The organism is Halanaerocella petrolearia, from assembly GCF_054657875.1.
The window spans coordinates 864,950-876,807 of sequence record NZ_BAAHXW010000002.1 but is presented as its reverse complement, the minus strand read 5'-3'; the positions used below and the strand labels follow the sequence as shown (position 1 = coordinate 876,807).

The window sequence follows — 11,858 nt, the reverse complement described above, 5'->3', positions numbered from 1 at the left end:
TATTACGAGCTTTATAGTGAAAAATATGATCTATAACTAGCCACTCCTTTCTAAATTAGATTCTTAAGAGTCTCTATATTATTAGATTTATTTAAAGCTGTTTGACGCTTAATCTTTCCTTGTCTATATAAATCACGTAATGAATAATCCATAGTATGCATCCCCTTGTCTCTACCAGTCTGCATTACTGACTCTAATTGATGGCTTTTACCTTCACGAATTAGATTCTTAACTGCTGAATTTACTACTAACAACTCTGTAGCTGCTACTCTATCTAAACCGTCAATTGTAGAAATTAACTGTTGTGATAAAACTCCTTGTAAAATTAAAGACAGCTGTGTCCTAATCTGAGCTTGTTGGTGCGGCGGAAAAACATTAATAATTCGATCAATAGTTTCAGCTGCTCCATTAGTATGTAGAGTTGCTAAGACTAGATGACCAGTCTCTGCTGCTGTAATAGCAGTTGAGATAGTCTCTAAATCTCTCATTTCACCTACTAAAATAATATCTGGATCTTGTCTTAAGGCAGCACGTAATCCAGTTGCAAATTCTGCTGTATCTTTACCTACAGCTCGCTGATTAATAATTGATTTCTTATGTTGATGAACATACTCAATTGGATCTTCTAACGTTATAATATGCTTATCCTTCTGCTGATTAACTAAATCAAGCATAGCAGCTAAAGTAGTTGACTTCCCACTTCCAGTTGGTCCTGTAACTAAAAATAAGCCTCGAGGCTGTAAAGCCAACTCTTTTAATTTAGTTGGTAATCCTAGATCATCTAACTTAGGAATTTCAGTCGGAATTATCCGTAATACTAAAGCAGGATTTGCTTGCTGCTGAAAAGCATTAACTCTAAAACGATAATCACGCCACTGATAAGCAAAATCAACCTCTCCTTCTTCTTTAAGTATCTTCGCTTCTTCCTGATCTACCATATCAGCAATCATTCCTCTAAGTTCCTCTTTAGTAATTTTCTCAGTTCCTATCTTTTCTAACCTACCATTGACTCTAACTATAGGTTCTGCTCCTACAGTTAGATGAATATCTGATGCTTCTAATTTAATTCCTTGGCTTAATAGCTCAACTAGCTCCATTATTACCACTCCTTAAAAATTAACCTTTGTAACTCGCATAGCCTCTTTTAGCGTAGTTATTCCCTGACTTACTTTCTGTAAACCACTAGATTCTAAAGTAACCATACCTTTCTTCTTTGCTTCCTCTTCAATTTTTGTAGCTGATGCTTCTTCAACTACCAATTGTTTAACTTCTGAATCTAATTCCAACACTTCATAAATAGCTGTTCTTCCTTTATAACCAGTACCATTACATTGATGACAACCTGTTCCATGATATAATTTAATCTTCTTCTCACCTACTCCCAAATAATTCTCTAACTGAGAATCGATAAGTGGAGTATCAGCTTCTACCTTACAATTTGAACAGATAGTTCTAACTAATCTCTGAGCTACTACTCCCATTACTGAAGAGGCTATTAAGAATGGTTCAATCCCCATATCAGCCAATCTTGATAAGGCTCCAGCAGCCTGATTAGTATGTAGAGTACTTAAGACTAGATGACCAGTTAAAGCAGCGTGTATAGCAATTTCAGCTGTCTCTTGGTCACGTATCTCTCCAATCATTACTACATCAGGATCTTGTCGTAAAATAGCTCTTAAACCACTAGCAAAAGTAAGCCCTGCTTTAGGATTAACTTGAACCTGGTTAATACCATTTAACCTATACTCAACTGGATCTTCTACAGTAATAATATTCTCATTTTCAGTATCTAGAGAGCTCAAAGCAGAATAAAGAGTGGTTGTCTTACCACTTCCAGTTGGGCCAGTAATTAAAATCATCCCATGAGGTTGATTAATCATCTTTTTAAAAATACTTTTGTTTTTAGATAAAAGACCTAATTCATCAATATTTAACATTAAATTATTCTTATCTAAAATCCTAATAACAACCTTCTCCCCCTGCACAGTAGGAAGAGTAGAAATTCGCAAATCTATTTCCTGGTCATCAATTGTCATCTGCACCCTACCATCTTGAGGAAGTCTTCTTTCAGCAATATCTAAATCAGCCATAATTTTAATTCGAGATACAAGAGCAGAATGAGTATGCTTTGGTACTTCTGTCTCAGTATGTAAAATACCATCAATTCTATATCTAACTCTTACATTCTCTTCTAATGGCTCAATATGAATATCACTAGCTCTTAATTTCACACCATCATTAATAATATTATTGACCAATCTAACAATAGGAGCTTCTTCAACCATCTCTCGTAATTGATTTACTTCTAGATTTGTATTTTCTTCTTCTGTATCTAGATTCATTTCTTCTACAAATTCATTTACTAAATCAGTATTATTATAATATTGATTTAAAGCATATTCAATTTCAGATTGAGTAGCAATTACAGGATTAACTTCATAGTTTGTCTTAATTCTAATATCATCAATTGCTAACACGTCTAGTGGATCTTCCATAGCAACAGTAAGTTTACCTTCTTCTTTCTTAATTGGAATCACTCGATGCCTTTTAGCTAAAGAAGATGGAATTAAATCTATAACATCAGAATCAATTATAAATTTATCTAGATCAACCTGAGGAATCCCTAATTGATATTCTAATGCTTCTACTACATCCTGCTCTGTTATTAAATCCATTTCTTTTAAAACAGTTCCTAACCTTTTGTCAGTTTCTGTTTGCTGTTCTAGAGCTTCTGTTAACTCATCCTCTGTAATAAAACCACTTTCAACTAATATATCACCAAGACGCTTTTTTCGGAGCATTATTATGACCCCCAAAACCTTTTGTTCTTTTTAACCATGATTTTACAATCATCAGCCTACTATTCTATTATTATACTTCAATAGTATACAACATATCCCTGCTAACTTAACAAAAAATAAAAAATCTCCACTAAATAGTGGAGTACTAAATGGGGTGGATGATGGGATTTGAACCCACGGCCTCAGGAGCCACAATCCTGCGCTCTAACCAACTGAGCTACATCCACCACAATATTTAATTATTCAAATGGCGTGCTTGGGAGGATTCGAACCCCCGGCCCACGGCTTAGAAGGCCGTTGCTCTGTCCAGCTGAGCTACAAGCACTTATTAAATGGAGCGGGAAACCGGACTCGAACCGGCGACACCCAGCTTGGAAGGCTGGTGCTCTAGCCAACTGAGCTACTCCCGCATGATATATAATATGGTGCGAAGGGTGGGAGTCGAACCCACACGCCTTGCGGCACTAGATCCTAAGTCTAGCGTGTCTGCCAGTTCCACCACCTTCGCATATTAAGTTAGCTCTAAAGTGGTGGCAAGACCCGGATTCGAACCGGGGACACGAGGATTTTCAATCCACTGCTCTACCGACTGAGCTATCTCGCCACATTATGATTACACTCTTAAGAACTATTACTATAAAATATTATTATGGTTGCGGGGACTGGATTCGAACCAGTGGCCTCCGGGTTATGAGCCCGACGAGCTACCAACTGCTCTACCCCGCGTTATTGGTGAGCCATGGAGGATTCGAACCTCCGACACCCAGATTAAAAGTCTAGTGCTCTGCCAGCTGAGCTAATGGCCCTTTTTGTGGAGCTGACGACCGGACTTGAACCGGTAGCCTGCTGATTACAAGTCAGCTGCTCTGCCAATTGAGCTACGTCAGCATAGTGGCGGGGACGACGAGATTCGAACTCGCGATCTCCGGCGTGACAGGCCGGCGTGTTAACCAGCTACACCACATCCCCAAATAATGGTGGGCGAAACAGGGCTCGAACCTGTGACCCCCTGCTTGTAAGGCAGGTGCTCTCCCAACTGAGCTATTCGCCCATGTTTTTAGTTTACAGTTAAAAATCTAAACCCTTAAACTTTTTACTTTGAACTTAACTATAAATTGTTAATTGTAAACTGTTAACTGTAGTTTGGTACCCCCAAGGGGATTCGAACCCCTGCCGCCAGGATGAAAACCTGGTATCCTAGGCCACTAGACGATGGGGGCCTATTTAAGGCAATTAAGCTTTTGGCTGGGGTGGCTGGATTTGAACCAGCGAGTGCAGGAGTCAAAGTCCTGTGCCTTACCACTTGGCGACACCCCATTAATAGCTTTGCTTTTTACTCAAGACAAGCATTAGTATATCTCATCTCTACTAACTTGTCAAGATAAAAACTTAAAATCTTTAATAAATTCTAGCAACGACCTACTCTCCCATAGGGCTGCCCCCATAGTACCATCAGCGCTGGAGGACTTAACTACTGTGTTCGAGATGGGAACAGGTGTTGCCCCTCCGCAATCATCACTAGATAAAATGGGGTGGATGATGGGATTTGAACCCACGGCCTCAGGAGCCACAATCCTGCGCTCTAACCAACTGAGCTACATCCACCATAATATCGATTAAACAGTGGCGTGCTTGGGAGGATTCGAACCCCCGACCCACGGCTTAGAAGGCCGTTGCTCTGTCCAGCTGAGCTACAAGCACTTATCAAATGGAGCGGGAAACCGGACTCGAACCGGCGACACCCAGCTTGGAAGGCTGGTGCTCTAGCCAACTGAGCTACTCCCGCATAATAAGTGGTGGCAAGACCCGGATTCGAACCGGGGACACGAGGATTTTCAATCCACTGCTCTACCGACTGAGCTATCTCGCCACATTATGATTACACTCTTAAGAACTATTACTATAAAATATTATTATGGTTGCGGGGACTGGATTCGAACCAGTGGCCTCCGGGTTATGAGCCCGACGAGCTACCAACTGCTCTACCCCGCGTTATTGGTGAGCCATGGAGGATTCGAACCTCCGACACCCAGATTAAAAGTCTGGTGCTCTGCCAGCTGAGCTAATGGCCCAAGCTTGGTGGAGATAACCGGGCTCGAACCGGTGACCTCTTGTCTGCCAGACAAGCGCTCTCCCAACTGAGCTATATCCCCACACACTCCTATTAATTTGGCGGGGACGACGAGATTCGAACTCGCGATCTCCGGCGTGACAGGCCGGCGTGTTAACCAGCTACACCACATCCCCAAATAATGGTGGGCGAAACAGGGCTCGAACCTGTGACCCCCTGCTTGTAAGGCAGGTGCTCTCCCAACTGAGCTATTCGCCCATGTTTTTAGTTTACAGTTAAAAATCTAAATCCTTAAACTTTTTACTTTGAACTTAACTGTAAATTGTTAATTGTAAACTGTTAACTGTAGTTTGGTACCCCCAAGGGGATTCGAACCCCTGCCGCCAGGATGAAAACCTGGTATCCTAGGCCACTAGACGATGGGGGCCTATAAGGCAATTAAGCTTTTGGCTGGGGTGGCTGGATTTGAACCAACGAGTGCAGGAGTCAAAGTCCTGTGCCTTACCACTTGGCGACACCCCATTAATAAGTTTGTCTCTTACTCAAGCCGAGAATTATTATATCTCAACTCTTCTAATTTGTCAAGAGAAAAACTTGAAAACTTCAATCAATTCTGGCGGCGACCTACTCTCCCATAGGGCTACCCCTATAGTACCATCAGCGCTGGAGGACTTAACTACTGTGTTCGAGATGGGAACAGGTGTTGCCCCTCCGCAATCACCACCAGAATTATTTATTACACTTTCAAAACTGCACAATAATAACTTTATCTAGATTAAACCCTCGTTCTATTAGTACCAGTCAGCTTAATATGTCACCATACTTATACTCCTGGCCTATCTACCTGATAGTCTATCAGGGAACTTACTGGATTATTCCATGGGATATCTAATCTTGAGATCTGCTTCACGCTTAGATGCTTTCAGCGCTTATCAGTTCCGCACTTAGCTACCCAGCAATGCCATTGGTTGACAACTGGTCCACCAGCGGTACGTCCATCCCGGTCCTCTCGTACTGGGGATAGTTTCCCTCAAATATCCTGCGCCCACGGCGGATAGGGACCGAACTGTCTCACGACGTTCTGAACCCAGCTCGCGTGCCGCTTTAATGGGCGAACAGCCCAACCCTTGGAACCTGCTCCAGCTCCAGGATGCGACGAGCCGACATCGAGGTGCCAAACCTCCCCGTCGATGTGAACTCTTGGGGGAGATAAGCCTGTTATCCCCGGGGTAACTTTTATCCGTTGAGCGACGGCAATTCCATGCTCTACCGTCGGATCACTAAGCCCGACTTTCGTCCCTGCTCGACCTGTATGTCTCGCAGTCAGGCTCCCTTCTGCCTTTACACTCTTCGTGCGATTTCCAACCGCACTGAGGGAACCTTTGGGCGACTCCGTTACTCTTTAGGAGTCGACCGCCCCAGTCAAACTGCCTGTCTGAAACTGTCCTAACACTGGGTTACAGTGCGTAGTTAGAACACCGGCACAATAAGAGTGGTATCCCATTGATGGCTCCATCGACACTAGCGCGCCGATTTCAATGCCTCCCACTTATACTGTACATAGTGTACCAAAGTTCAATATCAGACTGCAGTAAAGCTCCACGGGGTCTTTCCGTCCAGCCGCGGGTAGTCTGCATCTTCACAGACACTTCAATTTCACCGAGTCCTTCGTCGAGACAGTGCTTAGGTCGTTGCGCCATTCGTGCAGGTCGGAACTTACCCGACAAGGAATTTCGCTACCTTAGGACCGTTATAGTTACGGCCGCCGTTCACTGGGGCTTAAGTTCAATGCTTTGGATCTAAGTCCTAACATATCCCCGTGACCTTCCAGCACCGGGCAGGCGTCAGCCCCTATACTTCGACTTGCGTCTTAGCAGAGACCTGTGTTTTTGGTAAACAGTCGCCTAAGCTTCTTTGTTGCAACCTCTTCGAGCATAACTCTATTGAGGCACCCCTTCTCCCAAAGTTACGGGGCTAGTTTGCCGAGTTCCTTGACGAAGGTTCACTCGCTCGCTTTAGAATTCTCATCCAGTCCACCTGTGTCAGTTTGGGGTACGGGTACCTATCACCTTGCTAGAGGTTTTTCTTGGCAGTAGAGAATCAACTTCTTCGTTCCCGTAGGAACTCCTGATCACACTTCAAAGTTATCAATGGTCCGGATTTGCCTAAACCATCCTTCTAAGTGTTTCAACCTGTCATACCGTTGACAGGCAAGTCTATCTTCCTGCGTTACCCCTTCGCTCAAATGCTAATAGGTAGCGTCGGAATTTTGACCGACTATCCATCGCCTACGCCTTTCGGCCTCGGCTTAGGTCCCGGCTTACCCTGAGCGGACGAGCCTTGCTCAGGAAACCTTGGACTTTCAGCGAACAGGATTCTCACCTGTTTCTCGTTACTCATACCGGCATTATCGCTTCTATACAGTCCACAGCTCCTTCCGGTACTGCTTCAGTCCGTATAGAATGCTCCCCTACCATTGGATAACCAATTCGCAGTTTCGGTGGTAGACTTGAGCCCCGGATATTTTAGGCGCAAGACCACTCGACCAGTGAGCTATTACGCACTCTTTAAATGAATGGCTGCTTCTAAGCCAACATCCTGGTTGTCTAGGCAGTCTCACTTCCTTTGCCACTTAGTCTACACTTTGGGACCTTAACTGGCGATCTGGGTTGTTTCCCTCTCGACTATGAAGCTTATCCCACATAGTCTGACTCTTAAGCTTTCTGTATTAGGATTCGGAGTTTGAATGGATTCGGTAGCTTGGGTAAGCCCCTAGTCCAATCAGTGCTCTACACCCAATACAGCCGTCTTAAGGCTAGCCCTAAAGCTATTTCGGGGAGAACCAGCTATCTCCGAGTTCGATTGGCCTTTCACCCCTATCCACAGTTCATCCCATGGCTTTTCAACGCCAACGCGGTTTGGACTTCCACAGGCTGTTACACCTGCTTCATCCTGACCATGGATAGGTCACTCGGTTTCGGGTCTATGCTAAGCGACTTGCGCCCTCTTCAGACTCGCTTTCGCTACGGCTTCACCTTTTAGGCTTAACCTCTGCCACTTCACATAACTCGCCGGTTCGTTAAGCAAAAAGCACGCCATTAGGCTGATATATATACGCCCTCTGACCGCTTGTAAGCATATGGTTTCAAGGTCTATTTCACTCCCCTCTCGGGGTTCTTTTCATCTTTCCCTCACGGTACTGGTTCACTATCGGTCGCCAGATAATATTTAGCCTTAGGAGATGGTCCTCCTTACTTCCCACGAGGTTCCACGTGACTCATGGTACTCAGGTACTATCTAAGCCTCTTTTAACTTTCATCTACAGGACTATTACCTTCTGTGGTGTGGCTTTCCAACCACTTCGACTAGCTAAAAGTCAGCTTATGATACTTCATAGTAGTATCGTGATAGCCCTACGACTCTATAATAGCAATGCCTATGAGCTTTTACACTATTACAGTTTGGGCTATTCCCCTTCCGCTCGCCGCTACTTAGGGAATCGCTTTTGCTTTCTTTTCCTAGGGTTACTAAGATGTTTCAGTTCACCCGGTTACCTTCCTAGAGTTATTTTAATTCACTCTAAGATGACATGGGTTACCATGTCAGGTGCTCCCATTAGGATATCCTTGAGTCATCACTTGTTTGCAGCTCGTCAAGGCTTATCGCAGCTTGCCACGTCCGTCATCGGTTTCTGGCGCCTAGATATCCACCATACGCCCTTACTAGTTTAATCTAGACTCGGTTAATCGTTGTTATTGTGCAGTTTTCAAGGTGCAATTACGAGAGACTCAGTCTCTCAAAACTAAACAATGTAACATTCCAACTACCCTCAGCGTTTAACTCCTTAGAAAGGAGGTGATCCAGCCGCACCTTCCGGTACGGCTACCTTGTTACGACTTCACCCCCCTTATCGGGCACACCTTCGGCGCTTCTCTCACTTGGTTGAGTCAGCGACTTCTGGTGCCCCCAACTCGGGTGGTGTGACGGGCGGTGTGTACAAGGCCCGGGAACGTATTCACCGTGACATTCTGATCCACGATTACTAGCGACTCCAGCTTCATGCAGATGAGTTGCAATCTGCAATCCGAACTGAGACTCACTTTACAGGATTGGCTCTACCTTGCGGTCTCGCTTCCTTTTGTGTAAGCCATTGTAGCACGTGTGTAGCCCAGAACATAAGGGGCATGATGACTTGACGTCATCCCCACCTTCCTCCGCGTTCTTCCGCGGCAGTCTCCTTAGAGTCCCCATCATTACATGCTGGCAACTAAGAATAAGGGTTACGCTCGTTGCGGGACTTAACCCAACATCTCACGACACGAGCTGACGACAGCCATGCACCACCTGTCATTTCTGTCCCCGAAGGGAACTTCTCTGTTAAAAGAATATCAGAAAGATGTCAAGTTCTGGTAAGGTTCTTCGCGTTGCTTCGAATTAAACCACATGCTCCGCCGCTTGTGCGGGCCCCCGTCAATTCCTTTGAGTTTCAACCTTGCGGTCGTATTCCCCAGGCGGGATACTTAAAGCGTTAACTACGGCACCGAGGGAGTTGAACCCCCAACACCTAGTATCCAGCGTTTACAGCTAGGACTACCGGGGTATCTAATCCCGTTTGATACCCTAGCTTTCGTGCCTCAGCGTCAGAGTCAGACCAGGAGACTGTTTTCACCATTGGTATTCTTCCTAATATCTACGTATTTCACCACTACACTAGGAATTCCATCTCCCTCTTCTACTCTCAAGTCTAACAGTTTCAAAGGACTTTCACTAGTTGAGCTAGTGGCTTTCACCTCTGACTTGCTAGACCGCCTGCGCACCCTTTACGCCCAGTAATTCCGGACAACGCTTGCCCCTTACGTGTTACCGCGGCTGCTGGCACGTAATTAGCCGGGGCTTTCTTTTGAGGTACCGTCATACCTAGCAGTTGTTCACTACTAAGTTGTTCTTCCCTCAAGACAGAGCTTTACGACCCTAAGGCCTTCATCACTCACGCGGCATTGCTCCGTCAGGCTTTCGCCCATTGCGGAAGATTCCCCACTGCAGCCTCCCGTAGGAGTCTGGGCCGTGTCTCAGTCCCAGTGTGGCCGATCGCCCTCTCAGGCCGGCTACCCATCGTTGCCTTGGTAAGCTGTTATCTTACCAACTAGCTAATGGGACGCAAGCTCATCTTTAAACGATAGTAATCCATCTTTCCTCTAAAAAGAGAATATCCAGTATTAGCCACCCTTTCGAGTAGTTATCCCAGATTTAAAGGTAGATAACTTACGCGTTACTCACCCGTTCGCTGCTTTACTCGTTACCCGAAGGTAACTTTCTCGCACAACTTGCATGTGTTAAGCATGCCGCCAGCGTTCGTCCTGAGCCAGGATCAAACTCTCCGAAAAAAGGAAATGAGTTTGACACTGACTTCGGAATAGTCGGATGTTACATTGTTTAGTTTTCAAAGACCGAAATCTCTGTCGCCTTTTTAAGCGACATTTACTATATTATCAAATGTTTATCTTTCTGTCAAGAAGTTTCTAAATTATTTTTCGCTTGTCCAGAAAAAATGGCTCTTTCTTTCAAGCGACACTTATTATATTATCAAACTTTAAATTGATTGTCAAGTTCTTTTTGAGAAAGTTTATTTATAAATCTTAAATTTCTTGCTCTCTCAATAGCACGCTTAACAGTCTAACAAATAAGATTCAAACTGTCAAGATTTTTTATAACCTTAAAAATCAATATAAAAGAATTTTTCAGCTATTAAATTTATCGCTTTTCTCAAGCGACGCTTTATATAATAACAGTCTCTTATCAATATGTCAATAAATTTTTGCGTTATTTAAAGATATTTGATAAATGATATAGAAAAAATAAAAAAGGGCCAACTTTATGCTGACCCTAAAATACTACTCTTTAATTAATCCTCCACCTACAACTAAATCATCATCATAAAAAACTATAGACTGCCCTGGTGTAATTGCTCTTTGTTTTTCTACAAATACTACTCTCACTTCATCATCAGCTGCAGGATAAATAGTAGCTTTAGCAGCTGGAGCATTATATCTGATCTTAGCCTCAACTTCTCTAGGCTCTGTTAGCTTATCTATGGCAACCCAATTTATATCTTCAGTTATTAACTCTTTACTAAATACATCTTCATTATCTCCTACAATAACTGCATTTCTGGCTGGATCTAACTCAACAACATACCATCGCTTATGAGTATCTAATCCTAACCCTTTACGTTGCCCAATAGTATAGAAGGGTAAACCTTCGTGTTCTCCTAGCTTATTCCCTTCTAAATCTAAAATAGGACCTGATTCAATAATATCTGGATAATGATCAGTTAAAAAACGCTGATAGTCATCATCAGGAATGAAGCATATCTCTTGACTATCAGGTTTATCATGAACCTTTAAACCATACTCTTTAGCTAGTTCTCTTGTTTTTGTCTTTTCGTAATCTGCTAATGGAAATAAAGTATGCTCTAACTGTTCTTGAGTCATGTTATATAACATATAGGTTTGATCCTTTTTAGAATCAGTAGCTCTTTTTAATAGATTACGTTCTGAAGTCCGCTCTATTTTAGCATAGTGTCCAGTAGCCATATAATAAGCTCCTAGTTCTTTAGCTTTACGCAGAAAGGCTTCAAATTTTACTTCCTTATTACAGACTACACAAGGATTAGGAGTTCTTGCTTGTGCATACTCATCTTTAAAGTCTTCAATTACTGTTGATTCAAATAATTCTTGAAAATTAACTACGTAAAATGGAATATCAAGTTTATGAGCTACTCTACGAGCATCTTCAACTGCTGATAAAGAACAGCAACCTCCCTCATTCTCTTCTGGCACTTCATCAGAAGGCCAAATCTGCATTGTAATTCCAATTACTTCATAGCCTTGATCTTTTAGTAGAGCAGCTGTTAATGAACTATCAACCCCACCACTCATTGCTACAACAACTTTATTTTTATCTAACATCTAAGTCACCCTTTATTT

The 11,858-nt window shown here is 43.3% G+C and carries 3 protein-coding genes, 23 tRNA genes and 4 rRNA genes; all 30 read right to left on the bottom strand.

What is annotated here, in order from left to right:
* Window positions 1-50: 50 nt before the first annotated feature.
* The 30 genes from ACYQ39_RS11660 to mnmA all read right to left on the bottom strand — a co-directional run bounded on the left by ACYQ39_RS11660 (window position 51) and on the right by mnmA (window position 11,840).
* Window positions 51-1,097: a type IV pilus twitching motility protein PilT gene (locus ACYQ39_RS11660; protein WP_459843216.1), complete on the bottom strand. Its 1,047-nt coding sequence runs from the start codon at window positions 1,095-1,097 to the stop codon at window positions 51-53.
* Between the two features lie 12 nt (window positions 1,098-1,109).
* On the bottom strand, window positions 1,110-2,801 hold the full coding sequence (pilB, locus tag ACYQ39_RS11655) for a type IV-A pilus assembly ATPase PilB (RefSeq protein WP_459843213.1): 1,692 nt from the start codon (window positions 2,799-2,801) through the stop codon (window positions 1,110-1,112).
* Window positions 2,802-2,951: 150 nt separating this feature from the next.
* A tRNA-His gene (locus tag ACYQ39_RS11650) sits at window positions 2,952-3,028 on the bottom strand.
* 21 nt (window positions 3,029-3,049) lie between these two features.
* A tRNA-Arg gene (locus ACYQ39_RS11645) sits at window positions 3,050-3,126 on the bottom strand.
* 8 nt (window positions 3,127-3,134) lie between these two features.
* Window positions 3,135-3,211 (bottom strand) — tRNA-Gly (locus ACYQ39_RS11640).
* 13 nt (window positions 3,212-3,224) lie between these two features.
* A tRNA-Leu gene (locus tag ACYQ39_RS11635) sits at window positions 3,225-3,309 on the bottom strand.
* Window positions 3,310-3,329: 20 nt separating this feature from the next.
* A tRNA-Phe gene (locus ACYQ39_RS11630) sits at window positions 3,330-3,405 on the bottom strand.
* Between the two features lie 46 nt (window positions 3,406-3,451).
* Window positions 3,452-3,527: transfer RNA gene (locus ACYQ39_RS11625), tRNA-Met, on the bottom strand.
* Between the two features lie 4 nt (window positions 3,528-3,531).
* Window positions 3,532-3,607 (bottom strand) — tRNA-Lys (locus ACYQ39_RS11620).
* Between the two features lie 6 nt (window positions 3,608-3,613).
* Window positions 3,614-3,689 (bottom strand) — tRNA-Thr (locus ACYQ39_RS11615).
* Window positions 3,690-3,693: 4 nt separating this feature from the next.
* Window positions 3,694-3,770 (bottom strand) — tRNA-Asp (locus ACYQ39_RS11610).
* A 6-nt stretch (window positions 3,771-3,776) separates the two neighbouring features.
* Window positions 3,777-3,852: transfer RNA gene (locus ACYQ39_RS11605), tRNA-Val, on the bottom strand.
* A 93-nt stretch (window positions 3,853-3,945) separates the two neighbouring features.
* Window positions 3,946-4,021, bottom strand: a tRNA-Glu gene (locus ACYQ39_RS11600).
* Window positions 4,022-4,043: 22 nt separating this feature from the next.
* Window positions 4,044-4,118 (bottom strand) — tRNA-Gln (locus tag ACYQ39_RS11595).
* Between the two features lie 89 nt (window positions 4,119-4,207).
* Window positions 4,208-4,324, bottom strand: a 5S ribosomal RNA gene (rrf, locus tag ACYQ39_RS11590).
* Between the two features lie 5 nt (window positions 4,325-4,329).
* Window positions 4,330-4,406 (bottom strand) — tRNA-His (locus ACYQ39_RS11585).
* Window positions 4,407-4,425: 19 nt separating this feature from the next.
* Window positions 4,426-4,502, bottom strand: a tRNA-Arg gene (locus ACYQ39_RS11580).
* 8 nt (window positions 4,503-4,510) lie between these two features.
* Window positions 4,511-4,587, bottom strand: a tRNA-Gly gene (locus ACYQ39_RS11575).
* 8 nt (window positions 4,588-4,595) lie between these two features.
* Window positions 4,596-4,671, bottom strand: a tRNA-Phe gene (locus ACYQ39_RS11570).
* Between the two features lie 46 nt (window positions 4,672-4,717).
* Window positions 4,718-4,793 (bottom strand) — tRNA-Met (locus ACYQ39_RS11565).
* A gap of 4 nt (window positions 4,794-4,797) precedes the next feature.
* Window positions 4,798-4,873, bottom strand: a tRNA-Lys gene (locus ACYQ39_RS11560).
* Between the two features lie 5 nt (window positions 4,874-4,878).
* Window positions 4,879-4,954: transfer RNA gene (locus ACYQ39_RS11555), tRNA-Ala, on the bottom strand.
* Between the two features lie 17 nt (window positions 4,955-4,971).
* Window positions 4,972-5,048 (bottom strand) — tRNA-Asp (locus ACYQ39_RS11550).
* 6 nt (window positions 5,049-5,054) lie between these two features.
* Window positions 5,055-5,130: transfer RNA gene (locus ACYQ39_RS11545), tRNA-Val, on the bottom strand.
* Window positions 5,131-5,223: 93 nt separating this feature from the next.
* Window positions 5,224-5,299 (bottom strand) — tRNA-Glu (locus ACYQ39_RS11540).
* Window positions 5,300-5,319: 20 nt separating this feature from the next.
* Window positions 5,320-5,394 (bottom strand) — tRNA-Gln (locus ACYQ39_RS11535).
* Window positions 5,395-5,483: 89 nt separating this feature from the next.
* Window positions 5,484-5,600 (bottom strand): 5S ribosomal RNA (gene rrf / locus ACYQ39_RS11530).
* Between the two features lie 43 nt (window positions 5,601-5,643).
* A 23S ribosomal RNA gene (locus tag ACYQ39_RS11525) occupies window positions 5,644-8,605 on the bottom strand.
* Window positions 8,606-8,720: 115 nt separating this feature from the next.
* A 16S ribosomal RNA gene (locus tag ACYQ39_RS11520) occupies window positions 8,721-10,256 on the bottom strand.
* The 16S, 23S and 5S rRNA genes sit together here with 23 tRNA genes alongside, the layout of an rRNA operon.
* Before the next feature lie 507 nt (window positions 10,257-10,763).
* Complete coding sequence (gene mnmA, locus ACYQ39_RS11515; RefSeq protein ID WP_459843210.1) at window positions 10,764-11,840, bottom strand: tRNA 2-thiouridine(34) synthase MnmA; 1,077 nt, start codon at window positions 11,838-11,840, stop codon at window positions 10,764-10,766.
* Between the last annotated feature and the right edge of the window lie 18 nt (window positions 11,841-11,858).